The sequence below is a fragment of the Amycolatopsis australiensis genome (assembly GCF_900119165.1).
GTDB classification, from domain to species: Bacteria; Actinomycetota; Actinomycetes; order Mycobacteriales; family Pseudonocardiaceae; genus Amycolatopsis; species Amycolatopsis australiensis.
Window position 1 is genome coordinate 4,915,085 of the sequence record NZ_FPJG01000006.1, and the last position, 18,208, is coordinate 4,933,292.

The 18,208-nt window shown below is 73.3% G+C and carries 23 protein-coding genes; 20 read left to right on the forward strand and 3 right to left on the reverse strand.

The window, feature by feature from the left end:
- The 8 genes from BT341_RS24285 (at position 1) to BT341_RS24320 (ending at position 4,845) form a co-directional block, all read left to right on the forward strand.
- Positions 1 to 522: a MarR family winged helix-turn-helix transcriptional regulator gene (locus tag BT341_RS24285; protein WP_072478464.1), complete on the forward strand. Its 522-nt coding sequence runs from the start codon at positions 1 to 3 to the stop codon at positions 520 to 522.
- Positions 523 to 611: 89 nt separating this feature from the next.
- The gene (pgsA, locus tag BT341_RS24290) at positions 612 to 1,235 is read left to right on the forward strand and encodes a phosphatidylinositol phosphate synthase (RefSeq protein ID WP_072478465.1); all 624 of its coding nucleotides are present in this window, start codon (positions 612 to 614) and stop codon (positions 1,233 to 1,235) included.
- Entirely contained in the window at positions 1,232 to 2,149 is a 918-nt protein-coding gene (locus BT341_RS24295; RefSeq protein WP_072478466.1) for a phosphatidylinositol mannoside acyltransferase, read from the forward strand. The genes pgsA and BT341_RS24295 overlap by 4 nt, the downstream gene beginning before the upstream one ends.
- Before the next feature lie 17 nt (positions 2,150 to 2,166).
- Positions 2,167 to 3,312 (forward strand): glycosyltransferase family 4 protein, encoded by a 1,146-nt coding sequence (locus BT341_RS24300; RefSeq protein WP_072482161.1) that lies wholly within the window; start codon positions 2,167 to 2,169, stop codon positions 3,310 to 3,312.
- On the forward strand, positions 3,309 to 3,791 hold the full coding sequence (locus tag BT341_RS24305; RefSeq protein ID WP_072478467.1) for an NUDIX hydrolase: 483 nt from the start codon (positions 3,309 to 3,311) through the stop codon (positions 3,789 to 3,791). Before BT341_RS24300 ends, BT341_RS24305 begins: the two co-directional genes overlap by 4 nt.
- 10 nt (positions 3,792 to 3,801) lie before the next feature.
- Entirely contained in the window at positions 3,802 to 4,062 is a 261-nt protein-coding gene (locus BT341_RS24310; protein WP_245805089.1) for a hypothetical protein, read from the forward strand.
- Complete coding sequence (locus tag BT341_RS24315) at positions 4,059 to 4,316, forward strand: hypothetical protein (protein ID WP_072478469.1); 258 nt, start codon at positions 4,059 to 4,061, stop codon at positions 4,314 to 4,316. Before BT341_RS24310 ends, BT341_RS24315 begins: the two co-directional genes overlap by 4 nt.
- Before the next feature lie 19 nt (positions 4,317 to 4,335).
- Complete coding sequence (locus tag BT341_RS24320; protein ID WP_072478470.1) at positions 4,336 to 4,845, forward strand: XdhC family protein; 510 nt, start codon at positions 4,336 to 4,338, stop codon at positions 4,843 to 4,845.
- 59 nt (positions 4,846 to 4,904) lie between these two features.
- Here the strand turns inward: BT341_RS24320 and BT341_RS24325 are convergent, their stop codons facing one another.
- On the reverse strand, positions 4,905 to 7,013 hold the full coding sequence (locus tag BT341_RS24325) for an elongation factor G-like protein EF-G2 (protein ID WP_072478471.1): 2,109 nt from the start codon (positions 7,011 to 7,013) through the stop codon (positions 4,905 to 4,907).
- Positions 7,014 to 7,141: 128 nt separating this feature from the next.
- Here BT341_RS24325 and BT341_RS24330 point away from each other — a divergent pair, with 128 nt between their 5' ends.
- The 3 genes from BT341_RS24330 (at position 7,142) to pdxS (ending at position 10,612) form a co-directional block, all read left to right on the forward strand.
- Positions 7,142 to 8,584, forward strand: coding sequence for an FAD-binding oxidoreductase (locus tag BT341_RS24330; RefSeq protein ID WP_072478472.1), 1,443 nt, complete (start codon positions 7,142 to 7,144; stop codon positions 8,582 to 8,584).
- A gap of 31 nt (positions 8,585 to 8,615) precedes the next feature.
- Positions 8,616 to 9,599, forward strand: coding sequence for an ArsR/SmtB family transcription factor (locus tag BT341_RS24335; RefSeq protein ID WP_072478473.1), 984 nt, complete (start codon positions 8,616 to 8,618; stop codon positions 9,597 to 9,599).
- 89 nt (positions 9,600 to 9,688) lie between these two features.
- Entirely contained in the window at positions 9,689 to 10,612 is a 924-nt protein-coding gene (gene pdxS / locus BT341_RS24340; protein WP_218177770.1) for a pyridoxal 5'-phosphate synthase lyase subunit PdxS, read from the forward strand.
- A gap of 4 nt (positions 10,613 to 10,616) precedes the next feature.
- Here the strand turns inward: pdxS and BT341_RS24345 are convergent, their stop codons facing one another.
- On the reverse strand, positions 10,617 to 11,180 hold the full coding sequence (locus BT341_RS24345) for a helix-turn-helix domain-containing protein (protein WP_072478475.1): 564 nt from the start codon (positions 11,178 to 11,180) through the stop codon (positions 10,617 to 10,619).
- A gap of 68 nt (positions 11,181 to 11,248) precedes the next feature.
- Between BT341_RS24345 and BT341_RS24350 the strand changes: the two genes are divergently transcribed.
- The 5 genes from BT341_RS24350 (at position 11,249) to BT341_RS24370 (ending at position 14,727) form a co-directional block, all read left to right on the forward strand.
- The gene (locus BT341_RS24350; protein WP_072478476.1) at positions 11,249 to 11,941 is read left to right on the forward strand and encodes an AzlC family ABC transporter permease; all 693 of its coding nucleotides are present in this window, start codon (positions 11,249 to 11,251) and stop codon (positions 11,939 to 11,941) included.
- Positions 11,941 to 12,261, forward strand: coding sequence for an AzlD domain-containing protein (locus BT341_RS24355; protein ID WP_072478477.1), 321 nt, complete (start codon positions 11,941 to 11,943; stop codon positions 12,259 to 12,261). Before BT341_RS24350 ends, BT341_RS24355 begins: the two co-directional genes overlap by 1 nt.
- Positions 12,262 to 12,677: 416 nt before the next feature.
- On the forward strand, positions 12,678 to 13,295 hold the full coding sequence (pdxT, locus tag BT341_RS24360) for a pyridoxal 5'-phosphate synthase glutaminase subunit PdxT (protein WP_084742987.1): 618 nt from the start codon (positions 12,678 to 12,680) through the stop codon (positions 13,293 to 13,295).
- A 41-nt stretch (positions 13,296 to 13,336) separates the two neighbouring features.
- Positions 13,337 to 14,092, forward strand: coding sequence for a YebC/PmpR family DNA-binding transcriptional regulator (locus BT341_RS24365; RefSeq protein ID WP_072478478.1), 756 nt, complete (start codon positions 13,337 to 13,339; stop codon positions 14,090 to 14,092).
- A gap of 86 nt (positions 14,093 to 14,178) precedes the next feature.
- Positions 14,179 to 14,727, forward strand: a complete 549-nt coding sequence (locus BT341_RS24370; protein WP_072478479.1) for a DUF4262 domain-containing protein — start codon at positions 14,179 to 14,181, stop codon at positions 14,725 to 14,727.
- On the opposite strand, the gene BT341_RS24375 is transcribed toward BT341_RS24370, so the two are convergent.
- Complete coding sequence (locus BT341_RS24375; protein ID WP_072478480.1) at positions 14,724 to 15,164, reverse strand: cupin domain-containing protein; 441 nt, start codon at positions 15,162 to 15,164, stop codon at positions 14,724 to 14,726. The two genes, BT341_RS24370 and BT341_RS24375, sit on opposite strands and share 4 nt — an antisense overlap.
- 74 nt (positions 15,165 to 15,238) lie before the next feature.
- Between BT341_RS24375 and ruvC the strand changes: the two genes are divergently transcribed.
- From ruvC to yajC, 4 genes are all read left to right on the forward strand, one after another.
- The gene (gene ruvC, locus BT341_RS24380) at positions 15,239 to 15,823 is read left to right on the forward strand and encodes a crossover junction endodeoxyribonuclease RuvC (protein ID WP_072478481.1); all 585 of its coding nucleotides are present in this window, start codon (positions 15,239 to 15,241) and stop codon (positions 15,821 to 15,823) included.
- Positions 15,820 to 16,416, forward strand: a complete 597-nt coding sequence (ruvA, locus tag BT341_RS24385) for a Holliday junction branch migration protein RuvA (protein WP_072478482.1) — start codon at positions 15,820 to 15,822, stop codon at positions 16,414 to 16,416. Before ruvC ends, ruvA begins: the two co-directional genes overlap by 4 nt.
- Before the next feature lie 9 nt (positions 16,417 to 16,425).
- Positions 16,426 to 17,499 (forward strand): Holliday junction branch migration DNA helicase RuvB, encoded by a 1,074-nt coding sequence (ruvB, locus tag BT341_RS24390; protein ID WP_072478483.1) that lies wholly within the window; start codon positions 16,426 to 16,428, stop codon positions 17,497 to 17,499.
- 119 nt (positions 17,500 to 17,618) lie between these two features.
- Positions 17,619 to 18,017: a preprotein translocase subunit YajC gene (yajC, locus tag BT341_RS24395; RefSeq protein ID WP_177328890.1), complete on the forward strand. Its 399-nt coding sequence runs from the start codon at positions 17,619 to 17,621 to the stop codon at positions 18,015 to 18,017.
- The last annotated feature ends 191 nt before the right edge of the window (positions 18,018 to 18,208 follow it).

Here is an 18,208-nt window from a genome sequence, read left to right on the forward strand (position 1 = left end):
ATGTCCGGAACCCGATGGCTCAGCGACGACGAGCAGCGCGTCTGGCGTGAGTTCAACGCGGCCACCCGCATGCTCAGCGCGCACCTCGAGGGCCAGCTGCAGCACGACTCGGGCATGCCGCACACCTACTACGAAGTCCTCGTCGCCCTCTCCGAGGCGCCCGGCCGGCGGCTGCGGATGAGCGAGCTCGCGGACGCCCGGCAGGCGTCGCGCAGCCGGCTCTCGCACGCCGTCGCGCGGCTGGAGGCCAACGGCTGGGTGCGCCGCGAGGCCTGCCCGACCGACAAGCGCGGGGCCTGGGCCGTGCTGACGGACGAAGGCTTCGCCGCGCTCGAGGCGGCCGCGCCCGGGCACGTCGAGGCCGTCCGGGAGAGCCTGTTCGACCCCCTGACGCCGGAGCAGGTCACCGCGCTCGGCGAGATCAGCGCCGCCATCCGGCGCCGGCTGTCGCCGAAGTGCGCCGCCGCCGTGGCCGCCGAAGAGGCGCGGGAACACGAGGGCGAGCTCTCGAAATCGGGCTGACGCGGGGCGGCGCGTCGGGTTCCCCGGAGCGGGTCGATAGGCTTCCCTCGCCCACCCGACCCTCGCAGCCAGGTGCCTCAGACGAACCGATGCTCAATATCTTCGCGCGTGCCTCCGTTTCCCGCGTCACCGACCCGATCGGCCAGGCGCTGGTCCGCGTCGGGCTGACCCCGAACGCGATGACCGTGCTCGGCACCGCCGGCGCGGTCGTCTGCGCCCTGGCCTTCTTCCCGAACGGCTACCTCCTCTGGGGCACCTTCACGGTGTGGGGCTTCGCCATGCTCGACCTCCTCGACGGCGCCATGGCCCGTGCCCGCGGCTACGGCACGCCGTTCGGCGCGGTCCTCGACGCCACCTGCGACCGGCTGGTCGACGGCGCCCTGTTCGCCGCCATCGCGTGGTGGTGCTTCGTCGTCGACGACAACCACCCGGCCGCCGCCGCGGCGCTGCTGTGCCTGGTGCTCGCCCAGGTCATCTCCTACGTCAAGGCCCGCGCCGACGCCTCCGGCCTGCCGGTCGACGGCGGGCTGGTCGAACGCGCCGAGCGGCTGATCATCGCCCTGGTCGGCACCGGCCTGCACGGCTTCGGCATCCCGTACACCGTCGACGTCACGCTGTGGCTGCTGGCCGCCGGCTCGGTCGTCACCCTGCTGCAGCGCTTCGCCGCCGTGGCCAAGGCGGCCCGCGAAGCCGCCGGGGAGCAACGGGCATGAGCAAGCTGTCCGAGCGGTTGAGCGCCTTCGGCTACGCGGCCGGGTGGCGGCTGGCCGGCTGGTTGCCCGCCGGGTTCGGCGCCACGGTGTTCTCGCTCGGCGCCGACCTCGCCGTCCGGCGCGACGGCGGGGGAGTGCGGCAGCTGCGCGCCAACCTCGCGCGCGTCGTGCCGCAGGCCGATCCGGCCGAGCTCGACGAGCTCACGCGGCGCGCGATGCGCTCGTACGCCCGCTACTGGCACGAGACGTTCCGGCTGCCGTCGATGGACCACGCCGAGGTCAGCAAGAAGGTCTCGGGCTCGATCACCGGCGTCGAGAACCTCGACGCGGCGCTCGCCGAGGGCAACGGCGCGGTGATGGCGCTGCCGCACAGCGGGAACTGGGACGTCGCCGGCGTGTGGCTCGCCGACTACCTCGGCGGGTTCACCACCGTCGCCGAGCGGCTGAAGCCCGAATCGCTCTACCGCCGGTTCGTCGAGTACCGCGAGTCCCTCGGCTTCGAGATCGTCCCGCTGACCGGTGACAGCTCGGCGATGCGCGTGCTGCTGAAGCGGCTGCGCGAGAACAAGGCCGTCTGCCTCGTCGGCGACCGCGACCTGACCACCAGCGGGATCCCGGTGAAGTTCTTCGGCGAACCGGCCCGGTTCCCCGGCGGCCCGGCCCGCCTGGCCGCCACGACCGGCGCGGCGCTGATCCCGGCCGGCTGCTGGTTCACCGAGGACGGCTGGCAGATCCGGCTGCACCCGCGGATCCGGGTCACCGCGCGCGCCGAGGTCGCGGCCGCGACCCAGGCGCTGGCCGACATCTTCGCCGGCGACATCGCCGCGCACCCGGCCGACTGGCACATGGTGCAGAAGTTCTGGCCTGCCGACCTCGAGGCCGGCGAGCGGACCGGCCTGGAAGAAGCGAGCTGACGGTGGCCGCGCGTCCGCTGCGCGTCGGGATCGTGTGCCCTTACTCGTTCGACGTGCCCGGCGGGGTCCAGGGGCACGTGATCGACCTGACGAAGGCGCTGCTCGCCCGCGGGCACGCGGTGTCGGTGCTCGCCCCCGCCGACGACGACGCGGACCTGCCCGGGTTCGTGCACCCGGCGGGCAAGGCGCTCGGGATCCCGTACAACGGCTCGGTCGCGCGGCTGCAGTTCGGCCCGGTGTCCTACGCCCGGGTGCGCCGCTGGATCCGGGAGGGCGACTTCGACGTCCTGCACCTGCACGAGCCCGCCGCCCCCAGCCTTTCGCTGCTGGCGCTGCTCATCGCCGACGGCCCGATCGTGGCGACGTTCCACACCGCGACGACGCGCTCGCGCACGCTGTCGGCGTTCCAGCCGGTGCTGCGGCCGCTGCTGGAGAAGATCACGGCGCGCATCGCGGTGTCCGCGCTGGCCCGCCGGGTCCAGGTCGAGCACGCTGGCGGGGACGCCGTCGAGATCCCCAACGGCGTCGACGTCGGGTTCTTCTCCGCGGCGACGCCGCTGCCGGGCTACCCGCGGGCCGGCGGCACGGTCGGGTTCGTCGGCCGGTACGGCGAGCCGCGCAAGGGCATGGGCGTGCTGCTGGAGGCGCTGCGGCTGCTCCTGCCGGAGTTCGCGGACCTGCGGCTGGTGGTGGTCGGCCGCGGCGACGCCGAGCAGCTGCGCCGGGACGCCGGTCCCGGGCTGGCGCCGCACCTGGAGCTGCTGGGGCAGGTCGACGACGGCGTGAAAGCCCAGGCCCTGCGCAGCGTCGACGTGTACTGCGCGCCGAACACCGGTGGCGAGAGCTTCGGGATGATCCTGACCGAGGCGATGGCGGCGGGCACGCCGGTGCTGGCCAGCGGGCTCGACTCGTTCCGCAGGGTGCTCGACGACGGCCGCGCCGGGATGCTCGTCGAGACCGGTGACCCGGCCGCGCTCGCGGACGGGCTGCGCGAGCTGCTCGGTGACCCGGCGCGCCGGGCGTCGCTGGCCGCGGCGGCGGGGGAGCGCGTCACGATGTACGACTGGTCGGTGGTGGCCACCCAGGTGCTGCGGGTGTACGAGACGGCGATCGCCGCCGATCCGCGGCGCGTCGCGGCGCCGGAGCGGGAGCCCGCCCGGTGAGCGTGCTCGGCTGGCTGCTCCCGTTGCTCGCGCTGGTCGTCGTGCTGGGCGGGCTCTTCCTGGTGGCGACCGCGAACCGGCTGGACCGGCTGCACATCCGGATGGACGCGGGCTGGGCGGCGCTCGACGCGGCGCTGGCGCGCCGGGCGGTGGTCGCCCGCGCGGTCGCGGCGGTGGTGGGCGACCCGGAGCTGCGGGTCTCGGCCGAACGCGCGGAAGCGGCGCCGCGAGCGGACCGCGAAGCCGAAGAAGGCGACCTGACGCTGCGGCTGAGCCGCGTCGACCGGACTGCCCTGCCCGCCGAGCTGGCCGAGGAGCTGACCGACGCGGAACACCGGGTGGTGATCGCCCGCCGCGTCCACAACGACGCCGTCCGCGACACGCTGCGCCTGCGGCGGCGGCGGAAGGTCCGGTACTTCAGGCTGGCGGGGACGGCGCCGCTGCCGGAGTACTTCGAGTTCGCCGAACCGGAGGTCTGACGTGTGGTGGGTGGTCGTCGAAGAGCAGCGCGGCGGCGGGGAAGCCCGCACGTGGTCCGTCACCGAGACGAAGCCGGCGGGCGGCGACCGTGAGCACGCCGACGAGGTGGCGCGCAGGCTCGCGTTCGGCCACCGGCCGGTGCACCCGGCCTCGGTCGAGGAACGCAAGGTGCTGCGGGTCGGCGAGGGCTACCTGGTCATCGCGACCGGCCGGACCGGGTCCGGCCATTTCCGGGTGACGCTCGGCGAGACCGTGGCGGAGCCGGCGTGAGCTGGTGGGTGGTCATCGAGGAGCAGCGCGGCACGGGCGACGGCCGGAGCTGGTCGCTGTCGGAGACGTTTCCGCACGCCGACCGGGAGACGGCCGAAGCCGAAGCGCTGCGGCTCGCCCGCGAGTACCAGCCGGCCCACCCGTGGTCGCCGAAGTCGCGGAAAGTCCTGCGGGGCCCGGGCGGGTACCTCGTCATCGTCGAGGGCCGGACGTCGACCTTCCACTTCCGGCTGAGCGTGGTCGAGGAGATCTGAGGCTGCCACACTGAACGCCATGAGCGAACCCGAGGCTTGCGACGTCGCGCACGGCACGGCCGAGGCGGACTCCGGTGTGCGGACCCTGGTCGCGGTCTTCGCCTCGCCCGTCTCGCGATTCCTCCTGAAGTTCGCGCGGGACCTCGGCTTCCACGTCGCGTTGTACGAGCCCGATCCGGCGCGCGTCACCGACGTTCCCGAGGGTTTCGAGGCGGACACCACGCTGCCGCCGCTGGACGCGTCCGCGGACGTCGTGGTCACCGACCACCACCGGCCCGAGCTGGGCGAGGTGCTGAAGGCCGCGCTGGAAGGCCGGCCGCGGTGGATCGGGGTGCTCGGCAACCCCCGCCATCCCGGCCCGCACGTCGCGGCCCTGCAGGGCCTGGGCGTGGCCGACGCGGACATCGCCCGCGTGCACCGGCCGGTCGGGCTGAACATCGGCTCGCGGACACCGCCGGAGATCGCGCTGGCCACCCTGGCGGGCCTCGTCGCCGACCGCAACGGCCGTCCCGGCGGCTTCGACTTCTGACGCACGCCGGTCGTGAGTGGGAAACAGCGTTGGAACACTGTTTCCCACTCACGACCGGGTCAGTGCACCGCCAGCCCTTCCGGCATCGGCTCGAACCTCGCGTGGCGGCGGGTGAACGTCGCCGTGCCCGAGGTCATCGAGCGCAGGTCGATCAGGTACCGCACCAGTTCCGTCGCCGGGACCTCCGCGCGGATCACCGTCCGGCCGCCTTCGCCTGCTTCGGTGCCCAGCACGCGGCCGCGGCGGGACGAAAGGTCGCCGAGCACCGTGCCCAGGTGCTCGTCGGGCAGCCGGATCGCCACCTCTTCGAGGGGCTCCAGCATCGTGATGTGCCCGTTCGCCGCCGCGTCCCGCAGTGCCAGGGCCCCGGCCGTCTGGAACGCCGCGTCGGAGGAGTCGACGCTGTGCGCCTTGCCGTCGACCAGCGTGACCTTCACGTCGACCACCGGGTGCCCGTCGCCGAGGCCCTTCTGCAGCTGGGCCCGCACGCCCTTCTCGACGCTGGGGATGAACTGGTGCGGCACCGCGCCGCCGACGACCTTGTCGACGAACTGGAAGCCGCTGCCGCGCGGGAGCGGCTCCACCTCGATGTCGCAGACCGCGAACTGGCCGTGGCCGCCGGACTGCTTGACGTGCCGCCCGTGTCCCTTGGCCGGCTTGGTGAAGGTCGAGCGCAGGCTGATCTTCACCGGTTCGGTCTCGACGTCCGCGCCGCCGGCCCGCAGCCGCGACAGCACGACGTCGGCGTGGGCCTCGCCCATGCACCACAGCACCAGCTGGCCGGTTTCGGCGTTGCGGTCCAGCCGCAGCGTCGGGTCGCCGGCGACCAGCCGGGAAAGGTTACGCGCCAACGTGTCTTCGTCGCTGCGGGTCTTCGCGACCACCGCCACCGGCAGCAGCGGCTCCGGCATCGCCCACGGCTCCATCAGCAACGGCTCCTCCGGCGCGGACACGGTGTCGCCCGTCTCGGCCGAACCGACCTTCGTCAGCGCGCACAGGTCACCCGCGACGCAGTACGGCACTTCCCGCAGATTCGCGCCGAGCGGGGAGTAGAGGTGGGCGACGCGCTCGTCCGCGTCGTGGTCTTCGTGCCCGCGTTCGGCCAGGCCGTGCCCGGACACGTGCACCGGCTTCTCCGGGCGCAGCGTCCCGGAGAACACCCGCACGAGTGACACCCGGCCGACGTACGAGTCGACGGCCGTCCGGACGACCTCCGCGGCGAGGGGGCCCGCGGGGTCGGCGGTGAGCGGCTCGTGCGGCGTGCCCTCCGGCGTGGTCACGTCGGGTGGCCGGTGCTCCAGCGGGGACGGGAACGCCCGGACGATCCCGTCGAGGACCTCGGCCAGGCCGATCCCGCTGGTCGCGCACACCGGGATGACCGGGTGGAACGACCCGCGCGCGACGGCGGTTTCGAGGTCGGTGATCAGCGTGTCCTCGGCGATCTCCTCGCCGGCGAGGTAGCGGTCCATCAGGGACTCGTCCTCGCTCTCGGCGATGATGCCTTCGATCAGCGCGTTGCGGGCCTCGGCCATCCGCTCGAGGTCGGCCGGGTCCGGCTCGCCGATCTTCGGCGGGTGCCCGGCGGAGTAGTCGAAGTACCGCTGGGTGATCAGCCCGACCAGGCCGTCGCCCGCGGGCAGGTAGAGCGGCAGCACGCCGTCGCCGAACGCGGCCTGGCAGGCGGCGATCTCGGCCATCGCGTCGGCGCGGTGGTGGTCGAGGCGCGAGACGACGACCGCGCGCGGCATCCCGACCGCGGCGCACTCCTCCCACACCGCGACCGTCGCCGCGTCGACCCCTTCGGCGGCGCTGACGACGAACAGCGCCGCGTCGGCGGCGCGCAGCCCGGCCCGCAGCTCCCCGACGAAGTCGGCGTACCCGGGCGTGTCGATCAGGTTGATCTTGTGTCCCTGATGCAGCACCGGCGCGACCGAGAGGCCGACCGAGCGCTGCTGGCGGACCGCCGCGGGGTCGTGGTCGCACACCGTCGTCCCGTCGACGACCGAGCCCGGGCGCGGCACGGTGCCGGACGCGGCGAGCAGGGCCTCGGTGAGGGTCGTCTTGCCGGAGCCGGACGGGCCGACGAGCACGACGTTGCGGACCTTCGCGGGGTCGTCCACAGCGACGGCGGCCCCGGTGTCGGCGTTCCTGGCTTGTTTGTCTGCCATGACGACTCCTCGGCGAACGGCTGGTGTACGGGATGTGTCCTCGATCACACACCCGCTACCCTGGTCACGGCAAGGCAGGGCTCCCGGGACCAGCCGAATGCCCGGGGGACGCGGGGTGGGGGAGTGGCATGGACAGGCGGACCTTCTTGCGGATCTCCGGGGCGGTGCCGGTGGCGGGCCTGGCGGCGTGGCCACCGGCGGACGACTGGGCGCGGCTGCGGAAGCGGCTGGCGGGACCGCTGTTCCGGCCGGGCGACCCCGGCTTTCCGGAGGCCAAGCAGGGCTTCTTCACGCTGTACGACGACCGGACGCCGGCGGCCGTGGTCGGCGCCGCGCGGGTCGAAGACGTGCAGGCGGCCGTCGCCTTCGCCGCCCGGCACGGGCTGCCCGTCGCGGCCCGCAGCGGCGGGCACAGCTATCCGGGGTATTCCACAGTGGACGGCGGGATCGTCGTGGACCTGAGCCGGTTTTCCGGTATCGACGTGCGCCCGGACGGCCGCGCGGTGATCGGCGCCGGCGCGCGGCTGGAGCCGGTCGCGGCGACGCTCGCCGCGGCGGGGCGGGTGCTGCCGGCGGGCAGCTGCGGCACGGTCGGCATCGCCGGGCTCGCCCTCGGCGGCGGCGTCGGGGTGCTCGACCGCGAGCACGGGCTGACGTGCGACCACCTCGAGGCGGCGCGGATCGTCACGGCCGACGCCCGGGTGCGCACGGTGTCGGCGGTGGCGGAGCCGGACCTGTTCTGGGCGCTGCGCGGCGGAGGCGGCGGCAACTTCGGGATCGTCACGGCGTTCACCTTCCGGACCGTTCCGGTGGCCGACGTCGCGACGTTCAAGCTCGCGTTCCCGGTGGGCACGCAGGCCGCGCTCCTGGCCGCCTGGCTGGAGTGGCAGCCGTCGATGCCGGACGAGCTGTGGTCCGGGATGGGCCTCGGCGCCGGCCACGCCACGCTCGACGGCACCTTCCTCGGTCCGGAGGCCCGGATGAACGAGCTGGTCGACGACCTCGTCCGCCGGGTCGGCACCCCGCCGGCCGAGCGTGGCGCCCGCGTACTGGACCACCTGGGCGCGATGCGCGCGTTCGACGACCGGGATTCGCGCCCGGGACCGGCCGCGGACCGTGCGGCCTACGTCGGCACCTCGCGGATGCTGATGCGGCCGCTCGCCGACCCGGGCGCGGTCGCCGGTGTGCTGACCCGTGACCCGCGGCTGGGCACGATCATCGACGCCGGCGGCGGCGCCATCGCGCGGGTCGGCGTCCGCGAAACGGCGTTCCCGCACCGGACGGCGCTGGCCGGCTTCCAGTTCCTGCACGGCGCCGAAGCCGCCGACGGCGGCGAAGCCGAAGCGCGCCGGTCGGTCGCCGCCGCGCGCGACGGGCTCGGACCGGAGTTCGGCACCACCGGCTACGTCAACTACCTCGACCCGGAGATGCCGGACTGGGCGCAGGCGTACTACGGAGTGAACCTGCCGAAGTTGCGCGCTGTCGCCCGGAAGTATGACCCGCGAGGGGTCTTCGCCTTCCCGCAAGGGCTTTCGGCACCCCGCTCGACTGTCCACATCGGAGACACTTAGGATTCGCCGACCCGCGGCAGAAAGGCAGCGCGTGCTCGACCTGGCATTCTCCACCGAGGACCTGGCGCACACCCGGTTCGCGTTCTCCCCGGCGTGGGAGATCGTGGCGAGCGTCCGCGTCCTGAACCAGCCGGGGGAGCACGCCCTGCACCTCCCGTGGGTCAAGCGCGCCACCGCGGCGCTGGACGAGGCGGGGCTCGACATCGGCCTGCTGCGCGACCTCGTCCCGCTGCGGCACCTGCCCGGCTTCCTGGCCGGCACCCCGGCGACGCCGCTGCCCGAGCTGGCCGACGAGCTGGCCGACCTGCGTGACGTGCCGGCTCGCGTCGTCCGGCGGGAGCTGGACGCGATGGCCGGGCCGCGCACGCCCGCGCTGAACCGGTTCCACCGCGACCCCGAGGCCGGTCTCGAGCGGCTCGCGACGCTCATGGAGCGGTACTGGGACCTCGTCCTGGCCCCCGACTGGCCCCGCATCCGCGCGCTGCTCGAGGCCGACGTGCTGCACCGTTCGCGGCTGCTGGCCCAGGGCGGGGCCGCCGAGCTGTTCAACGACCTGACCCCGATGGTCCGCTGGCAGGGCGGCACGCTCACCGTCGCCCACCGCCACCTGCACGCGGCCGTGCCCCTCGACGGGCGCGGCCTGGTGCTGGTGCCCTCGGCGTTCGTCTGGCCGCGCGTGTTCTCCAAGACCGACCCGCGGTGGCAGCCGGTGCTGCGCTACCCACCGCGCGGGATCGCCACGCTCTGGGAGACCGGCACCGCCGCCGCGCCCGGTGCGCTGGCCGCGGTCGTCGGCCGGGGCCGGGCCATGCTGCTGGCCGAGCTGTCCGCGCCCGCGTCCACCACCGAGCTGGCCCGCCGGACCCGCCTGAGCGCCGGGGCGGTGTCGCAGCACCTCGGCGTCCTCAAGGCAGCGGGCCTGGTCAGCGGGCATCGTGCCGGACGTCACGTGCTCTACGCCCGCACCCGGGCCGCGGAGGTCCTGGTCGCGGGCGTGCCGGAAGTGGACTGCTGAGATACCCGCGTACTGGCCTGCTTCAAGAGGCCACCACAGACCTACCCTCGACAGGTGTAACCCCCGTTTTCGTGTCGAAAGGCCCACCCGTGTCCGAGCAGCAGACCACTCCCCCCACCGGCACCGTCCAGTCCGTCACCGGCACCGCCAAGGTGAAGCGCGGCATGGCCGAGATGCTCAAGGGCGGCGTGATCATGGACGTGGTCACCGCCGAGCAGGCCAAGATCGCCGAAGACGCCGGCGCCGTCGCGGTGATGGCCCTGGAGCGGGTGCCCGCCGACATCCGCGCCCAGGGCGGTGTCGCCCGGATGAGTGACCCCGACCTGATCGACGGCATCATCGAGGCCGTCTCGATCCCGGTCATGGCCAAGGCCCGCATCGGCCACTTCGTCGAGGCGCAGATCCTGCAGTCGCTGGGTGTCGACTACATCGACGAGTCCGAGGTCCTCACCCCGGCCGACTACGCCAACCACATCGACAAGTGGGCGTTCACCGTGCCGTTCGTCTGCGGCGCGACCAACCTCGGCGAGGCCCTGCGCCGCATCACCGAGGGCGCGGCGATGATCCGCTCCAAGGGCGAGGCCGGCACCGGCGACGTCTCCAACGCGACCACGCACATGCGCAAGATCCGCCAGGAGATCCGGCGGCTGCAGTCGCTGCCCGAGGACGAGCTGTTCGTCGCGGCGAAGGAGCTTCAGGCGCCGTACGAGCTCGTCCGCGAAGTGGCCGAGGCGGGCAAGCTGCCGGTCGTGCTCTTCACCGCGGGCGGCATCGCCACCCCGGCCGACGCGGCGATGATGATGCAGCTCGGCGCCGAGGGCGTGTTCGTCGGCTCCGGCATCTTCAAGTCCGGCAACCCGGCCCAGCGCGCGGAGGCGATCGTCAAGGCGACGACGTTCTACGACGACCCGGACGTGCTGGCCAAGGTGTCACGCGGCCTGGGCGAGGCGATGGTCGGCATCAACGTCGAGGAGCTGCCGGAGCCGCACCGGCTCGCCGAGCGCGGCTGGTGACGTCCTAGACGTACTCGGAGATCTCGACGCCGTATGTCCCCGGCTCGAGGGCTTCGAAGATGTGCGGGACGTCGCCCGGGTAGGAGATGTAGTCGCCGGGGTTCAGCTCTTCCGGCGCGTCCAGCACGCCCACCCGGGCGCGTCCCGCGCACAGCACGATGTGCTCCATCACCCCGGTCATGTGCGGGTCGCTGCGTCGCGGCGTGCCCGGTTCGGCCCGGATGAGGTACATGTCCCGCCGCGCGGACGGGGGACAGGCCGACAGCAGCGTGCACGCGTAATCGGCGTGCTCGGCGAACACCGTCGGGCCCTTGCCCGCCCGGATGACGCGGACTTTCGGCCGTTCGGGTTCGACCAGGCGGGAGAACGGGACGTCGAGGGCGACGCCGAGCGCCCACAGCGTCTCGACGCTGGGGTTGCCGGTACCCGACTCGAGCTGCGACAGCGTCGACTTGGCCAGGCCGGCGCGGCGCGCGACCTCGGTCAGGGACAGGCCCGCGCGGGCGCGTTCCCGGCGCAGGGACGCCGCGATGATCTCGAGCGGCGCACCGGTGGTTTCCTGCGACATTCTGTTCGCTCCATCGGTCGTTGTGTTCGGCTTGACGAACACGGGCCTCTGTGTTCACCATAGAACACATGCGTTCGATCTGGCGAACACTCGACCGGGGCCTCGCCCGCGACATCGGCCTCGTGTGCCTGGCCGATTGTCTCGTGGGCGTGTCCTACGGGGCCATCGCGGTGAGCTCGGGCTTCCCCCTGTGGCTGCCGATGCTGATGTCGCTGCTGGTCTTCGCCGGCGCGTCGCAGTTCATGTTCGTGGGGATCGTGGCCGCGGGCGGCAACCCGTTCGCGGCGGTGCTGGCGGGCCTGCTGGCCAACGCGCGGCACCTGCCGTTCGGGTTCGCGGTCGGCGACGTGCTGGGCCGACGGTGGGCATCACGGCTGGCGGGCAGCCACCTGATGATCGACGAGTCGGTGGCGTTCGCGCTGGCCCAGCGCGAGGCGCAGCGCCGCCGCGCGGCGTACTGGGCGTGCGGGATCGGCCTGTTCGCCTGCTGGAACCTCGGCGTGGTGGCGGGCGCGTTCGCCGGGACGGCGATCAGCGACACCGATGTGTTCGGCCTCGACGCGGCGTTCCCGGCGGTGCTGCTGGCCCTGGTGCTGCCGTCCCTGCGCGACAAGGCGGCCCGGCTGCCGGTGCTGATCGGGGTGCTGGTCGCACTGGCGACGACCCCGTTCCTCCCGGCGGGGCTGCCGGTGCTGCTGGCGCTGGCCGGCGTGGTCGCGGGCGTCGCGGCGAAGGAACCGGAACCGCAGGAGGCGCGCTGATGGACGGGATGGAGCTGCTGATCGGCACGGCGGTGCTGGCGCTGGGGACGTTCGCGTTCCGGTTCGCCGGCCCGGTGCTGCGCAGCCGGGTGAAGCTGTCCCCGAAGGCGGAACGCCTGATGGCACTGGCGGCGGTGGTCCTGCTGGCGGCGCTGGTGGCGGTGAGCGCGCTGACGGAGGGCCACGGGTTCGCGGGCTTCGCCCGCCCGGCGGGAGTGCTGGTGGCGGGGGTGCTGGCGTGGCGGAAGGCACCGTTCGCGCTGGTGGTGGTGGCCGCCGCCGCGACGGCGGCCCTGCTGAGGCTGGCCGGAGTCCCCTGACGGCGATCGCCGTCCGGGGTGGCCGACGGGCTCGGGCAGGACGTCGATGTGCGGCCGGGGACGGTGGCCCGGCGGTCGGCTGGGGGTCGGGTCGCCCGGCCGGCTGGTCGGGGTGACCGACGGGCTCGGGCGGGACGTTGATGTGCGGCTCGCTAGCCGGGCCGGCGGGCAGTCGGCCGGCGCCGGGAGCCTCGGCTCGCTGGCTGGCCGGCCGGCTCGCTGTTGTCCGGTTGCCGGCGCCCCAAGGCGGCCTTGGTTGCGTCTCACGCACCGAAGGCCGCCTTCGTTGCGTCCGACGCACCGAAGGCCACATTGGGGCGTTCGGGGCCGGCGTGCCCGGCAGGGCGGGGCTGACCTGCCGGGAAGCCGCCGGGCGCGGGCGTCTAGGCTGGTGGGAAGGTCTTTCGGGAGGTCGGGTGTCGTCGGAACCACTCATCGGGGTGCTCGCCATGCAGGGCGCCGTGCGGGAGCACGTCGCCATGCTCGAGGCGGCCGGCGCGCGGGCCGTGCCGGTCCGGCGGGCCGGTGAGCTGTCCGAAGTGGACGGTCTGGTGCTGCCCGGCGGCGAGTCGACCACCATGTCGCGGCTGCTGGAGAGCTTCGAGCTGCTCGAACCCCTCAAGGCGCGGGTCGCCGAAGGCATGCCCGCCTTCGGCTCGTGCGCCGGGATGATCCTGCTCGCGCGGCAGACCCTCGACGGGCGGCCCGACCAGCAGCAGATCGGCGGCCTGGACGTCGTCGTGCGGCGGAACGCCTTCGGCAGGCAGGTCGACTCCTTCGAAGCCGACCTCGACTTCGCCGGCGTCGACGGCGAAGTCCGCGCGGTCTTCATCCGGGCGCCGTGGGTCGAGAAGGCCGGTGACGGCGTCGACGTGCTGGCCACGGTCAGCGGCGTGCCCGGCGCGGAAGAGGACACCGCTAGGATCGTCGCGGTCCGGCAGGGGGCGGTGCTGGCGACCGCGTTCCACCCGGAACTGACGCCCGACGTGCGGGTGCACCGGCTGTTCGTCGACCTCGTGCGAAAGGCTGCCTGAGACGCGGTGCCCGGCCGGGGTACGGAACAGATGGAGGAGAGATGAGCGGCCACTCCAAGTGGGCCACCACGAAGCACAAGAAGGCCAACCTCGACGCGAAGCGCGGCAAGCTCTTCGCCCGGTTGATCAAGAACATCGAGGTGGCCGCGCGGACCGGCACCGGTGGTGGCGACCCGGATGGCAACCCCACGCTCTACGACGCCATCCAGAAGGCCAAGAAGAACTCGGTCCCGCAGGACAACATCGAGCGCGCCCGCAAGCGCGGCGCCGGTGAAGAGGCCGGTGGCGCCGACTGGCAGACCATCACCTACGAAGGCTACGGCCCGAACGGCGTCGCCGTCCTGATCGAGTGCCTCACCGACAACCGCAACCGCGCCGCGTCGGAGGTCCGCACCGCTTTGACCCGCAACGGCGGCTCGCTCGCCGACCCGGGCTCGGTCGCCTACCTGTTCAACCGCAAGGGCGTCGTGCTCATGCCCAAGGGCGACGCGGCCGAGGACGACGTCCTCATGGCGGTGCTCGACGCGGGCGCCGAAGAGGTCAACGACCTCGGCGAGAGCTTCGAGATCGTCTCCGAGGCGACCGACCTGGTGCCGGTCCGCAAGGCGCTGCAGGACGCCGGCTTCGAGTACGAGTCGGCCGACCTGACGTTCCTGCCGTCGGTGAGCGTCCCGCTCGACGCGGACGGCGCGAAGAAGGTCTTCAAGCTCATCGACGCCCTCGAAGACTGCGACGACGTCCAGAACATCTACGCGAACTTCGACGTCTCCGACGAGGTCCTCGCCGAAGTCGGCTGAGTTCTTCCTTGCGCCGCAACGCTTTCGTGCCCGGGCCGGAAACTTTCCGGCCCGGGCACTGTGCTCCGGCGGGCTTGTCGGGCAGAATGTGCGCCGTGACCTCGACGACGCCCGCCTCCGCCGATCTCGCCGCCGAACTGACGCCGGACGAGCAGCGCCTCATCGAATGGATCGAGACGCAGGCGAAGGAGCGCGGCAACGCCGTCATCACGGTCGCCGGTGACGAGCAGGGGGCGGGCTACTGCTTCACCGCCTGCGCGTGGGCCCTGCACAACGTGCCTGAGGCCGTCGTGGTCGGGCTGCCCGACGGGATGGGGCCGGTGCTGCTCGACGCGTACGTCGACCGCGCGGCCAACGGCGAGATCTTCGAGGTCGGCAAGCGCTACGACGACTTCTTCGAGGGCGTCCCGGTGGTCCTCGAACGCGTCAACAAGGGCCACTACCCCGAGTACTTCGGTTCGGCGTTCCTCATCTACCCGGACGGCGACTTCCCGGCACTGCAGCTGATCGTCGCCACGCCGGAGGGCAAGTTCCCGTGGCACCCGGACGCGCCCGAGGGCTTCGCGCAGTGGCAGCCGGTGCTCACCGCGAGCGGTGACCCCGAAAGCTGGACCCCGGGCGTCGACGGCCCCTAGAACGCGCGCAGGTCGGCGGCCGCTTCCGGGTACCGCGCGGCCAGCTCCGACGGCGACGCGAACTCCACGCAGTCGTCGGTGTAGGGCGGCACGACGACCGTCCCGAGCAGGCTCCACGCGCCCCGCGTGACGGTGGCCTGCCACGTCCCGGCGGGCACCACGACCTGGGGACGTTCGCCCGCGGCGACGTCGGTGCCCAGCACCGGACGCGCCACCGAGCCGTCCGGGTGCAGCAGCAGCATCGCGGCGGGCGCGCCCGCGTGGTGGACGTAGACTTCGGCCCGGTCCAGGCGGTGTGGCGCCGAGAACTCCGGCGCGACGAGCAGGTAGTAGATCGCGGACCCGGTTTCGGACCGCCAGCTCTGCGCCCACCGCCCGCCTTCGACGGGCAGCGGCTGAAGTCCCAGGTGGGTGACGAAATCCGACGGCTCCGGCATGTCACCCATCCTGCCGCAGGCGCGCCCAGTAGCCTGCAGACATCGAACTGATGTTCGCGGCGGGAGGAATGCGGGTGCGGGTGCTCGGGGTCGACCCCGGTCTGACCAGGTGCGGCCTGGGGGTGGTCGACGGCGGCAAGGGCCGCGCCGTCCGCTGCGTCGCCGTCGACGTGGTGCGCACGCCGGCCGACGCCGACCTGGCGCACCGGCTGCTCGGCATCTCCGACGAGGTCGAGCGGTGGATGGACAAGTACAAGCCCGCCGCCGTGGCGGTCGAGCGCGTCTTCGCCCAGCACAACGTCCGGACCGCGATGGGCACCGCGCAGGCGGGCGGGGTCGTCGCCCTGGCCGCCGCCCGCCGGGGCCTGCCGGTCGTCTTCCACACGCCGAGCGAGGTCAAGGCCGCGGTCAGCGGGTCGGGCCGAGCGGACAAGGCGCAGGTCACGGCGATGGTGATGCGCCTGCTCAACCTCGAGGTCGCGCCCAAGCCCGCCGACGCCGCGGACGCCCTCGCCCTGGCCATCTGCCACCTCTGGCGGGAGCCGATGCGGGCCCGGCTCGCCGAGGCCGAAGCCCGCGCCGCCGAAATGGCGCGCACGCACAAGGCCCGCCTCGCCGCGGCCGCGAAGCAAGCGAAGAACCCAGGAGCAGCACGATGATCTCGTCGGTACGCGGGGAAGTCCTTTCGGTCGGCCTGGACCACGTCGTGGTCGAGGTCGGCGGCGTCGGCTTCGCGGTGCAAGCCACCCCGGCGACGCTGGCCACCCTCCGCCGCGGCGAAGAAGCCCGCCTGCACACCGCGCTGGTCGTGCGCGAGGACTCGCTCACGCTGTTCGGCTTCGCCGACGCCGACGCGCGCGAGCTGTTCGGCCTGCTGCAGACGGTCTCCGGCATCGGGCCGCGGCTCGCGCTGGCCACCCTCGCCGTGCTCGACCCGGACAAGCTGCGCGCGGCGCTCGTGGAAGGCAACATCACCGTGCTCACCTCGGTGCCCGGCATCGGCCGCAAGGGCGCCGAACGGCTCACCCTCGAGCTGCGCGACAAGGTCACCGCGCTCGGCGGCGGCGACGGTGCCCCGGCGGTCACCGCGCCCGGTGCCCTGCGCTCCGAGGTCGTCGAGGCGCTGGCCGGGCTCGGTTTCCCGGCCAAGCAGGCCGAGCAGGCCGTCGACAAGGTCCTCGCCGACGGCGACGGCCACACCACCGCCAGCGTGCTGCGCGCCGCGCTGGCCACCCTCGGCCGCAAGCGGTAGGGCGCGGGCATGGAGTATGAGGCCGTGACCGACGACGAGGACGACGCCCTGTCGGCGTGGGCCCAGACCGGCGACCGCGACGTCGAGGGCACGCTGCGGCCGCGCAAGCTGGACGAGTTCGTCGGCCAGCCGCGCGTGCGCGAGCAGCTGGAACTGGTGCTGGAGAGCGCGCGCCGCCGCGGCGTGCCGCCCGACCACGTGCTGCTGTCCGGCCCGCCCGGGCTCGGCAAGACGTCGATGGCGATGATCGTCGCGGCCGAGCTGGGCGCGGCCATCCGGATCACCTCCGGCCCGGCCCTGGAACGCGCCGGCGACCTCGCCGCGATGCTGTCCAACCTGGCCCCCGGCGACGTGCTGTTCATCGACGAGATCCACCGGATCGCCCGCCCGGCCGAGGAGATGCTCTACCTCGCGATGGAGGACTTCCGGGTCGACGTCGTGGTCGGCAAGGGCCCGGGCGCCACCAGCATCCCCCTCGAGATCGCGCCGTTCACGCTGGTCGGGGCGACCACGCGGTCCGGCTCGCTGACCGGGCCGCTGCGCGACCGGTTCGGCTTCACCGGCCAGATGGAGTTCTACACCGACACCGAGCTGGAGCTGGTCGTCCGCCGCGCGGCGACGATCCTCGACATCCCGATCGACCGCGACGGCTGCGCGGAGATCGCCCGCCGCTCACGGGGCACCCCCCGGATCGCGAACCGGCTGCTGCGGCGCGTCCGCGACTACGCCGAGGTCCGCGCCGACGGCAAGGTGACCCGCGAGGTCGCCCGCGCCGCGCTCGCCGTCTACGACGTCGACGAGCTGGGTCTCGACCGGCTCGACCGGGCCGTGCTCACCGCGCTGACCAAGTCGTTCGGCGGCGGGCCGGTGGGCATCTCGACGCTGGCGGTCGCCGTGGGGGAGGAGGCGACCACCGTGGAAGAGGTCTGTGAGCCCTACCTCGTGCGCGCCGGTATGCTCGCCCGCACCCCGCGCGGCCGGGTCGCCACCGCGACCGCGTGGGAACACCTCGGCCTGGTGCCGCCCGCGGACCTCCCCGGGCGTCCCGACCAGGGCGGGCCGTCGCTGTTCGACCAGGACTGAGCGGCCCGAACCGGCGGGTGGGTGCCGCGTCCGCGCTGGTACCTGGCACACTTGACCGGAGCACATACCCAAGAACCGGACATTTCGGCAGGGCCGGAGTGTCCGTCGAACGGAGAAACATGCAAAGTCTATTGCTGCCCCTGCTGCTCGTGCTCGTCCTCGCCGTGCCGCTGGTGATGAGCTCGCGGAAGCAGAAGAAGCAGCAGGCGGCGCAGCAGGAGCTGCAGAGCAGCCTGGCGCCCGGTGACCGCGTGATGACCACCTCGGGTCTCTACGGCACCGTCGCCGACGCCTCCGGCGACACCACGATCGACATCGAGATCGCGCCCGGCGTCGTCACCACCTGGCTGCGGCTGGCGGTCCGCGAGAAGGTCGAGCCGGTCGTCGAGACCGAGGAGGACTCCGCGGACGAGGTGGTGGCTCCCGCCGAGGAGACGATCGCCGAGCCGGCCGCCAAGGCCGACGAGCCGCAGACCACCGCGCAGGTGGCGCCGCCGCTGGAGCACGGCAAGAAGTAACTCCCCGCGGCATCCCCTGGGCGCGCCGGGAAACCACCGACGAAAGTCGGTGTGGCCTCGAACGCCGGGCTCACGCAGCACCGAGTAGTGTCTCGGTGCTGCGTGCGTGTCCGCCGTCATACCCGTGCCCGGGAGTGAATCGCACACAGTCCCTCCCGGTAACCCTCCGGGCGGGCACCGCAACGTTGGGG

Excerpts from the sequence above, each read along its gene's own strand:
- BT341_RS24285 (WP_072478464.1), top strand. The coding sequence starts at position 1 with ATGTCCGGAACCCGATGGCTCAGCGACGACGAGCAGCGCGTCTGGCGT.
- yajC (WP_177328890.1), top strand. The coding sequence starts at position 17,619 with ATGCAAAGTCTATTGCTGCCCCTGCTGCTCGTGCTCGTCCTCGCCGTG.
- BT341_RS24355 (WP_072478477.1), top strand. The coding sequence starts at position 11,941 with ATGGACGGGATGGAGCTGCTGATCGGCACGGCGGTGCTGGCGCTGGGG.
- BT341_RS24330 (WP_072478472.1), top strand. The coding sequence starts at position 7,142 with ATGGACAGGCGGACCTTCTTGCGGATCTCCGGGGCGGTGCCGGTGGCG.
- BT341_RS24295 (WP_072478466.1), top strand. The coding sequence starts at position 1,232 with ATGAGCAAGCTGTCCGAGCGGTTGAGCGCCTTCGGCTACGCGGCCGGG.
- BT341_RS24345 (WP_072478475.1), bottom strand. The coding sequence starts at position 11,180 with ATGTCGCAGGAAACCACCGGTGCGCCGCTCGAGATCATCGCGGCGTCC.
- BT341_RS24320 (WP_072478470.1), top strand. The coding sequence starts at position 4,336 with ATGAGCGAACCCGAGGCTTGCGACGTCGCGCACGGCACGGCCGAGGCG.
- ruvA (WP_072478482.1), top strand. The coding sequence starts at position 15,820 with ATGATCTCGTCGGTACGCGGGGAAGTCCTTTCGGTCGGCCTGGACCAC.
- BT341_RS24350 (WP_072478476.1), top strand. The coding sequence starts at position 11,249 with ATGCGTTCGATCTGGCGAACACTCGACCGGGGCCTCGCCCGCGACATC.
- ruvB (WP_072478483.1), top strand. The coding sequence starts at position 16,426 with ATGGAGTATGAGGCCGTGACCGACGACGAGGACGACGCCCTGTCGGCG.
- BT341_RS24365 (WP_072478478.1), top strand. The coding sequence starts at position 13,337 with ATGAGCGGCCACTCCAAGTGGGCCACCACGAAGCACAAGAAGGCCAAC.
- BT341_RS24375 (WP_072478480.1), bottom strand. The coding sequence starts at position 15,164 with ATGCCGGAGCCGTCGGATTTCGTCACCCACCTGGGACTTCAGCCGCTG.
- BT341_RS24370 (WP_072478479.1), top strand. The coding sequence starts at position 14,179 with ATGTGCGCCGTGACCTCGACGACGCCCGCCTCCGCCGATCTCGCCGCC.
- pgsA (WP_072478465.1), top strand. The coding sequence starts at position 612 with ATGCTCAATATCTTCGCGCGTGCCTCCGTTTCCCGCGTCACCGACCCG.
- BT341_RS24325 (WP_072478471.1), bottom strand. The coding sequence starts at position 7,013 with ATGGCAGACAAACAAGCCAGGAACGCCGACACCGGGGCCGCCGTCGCT.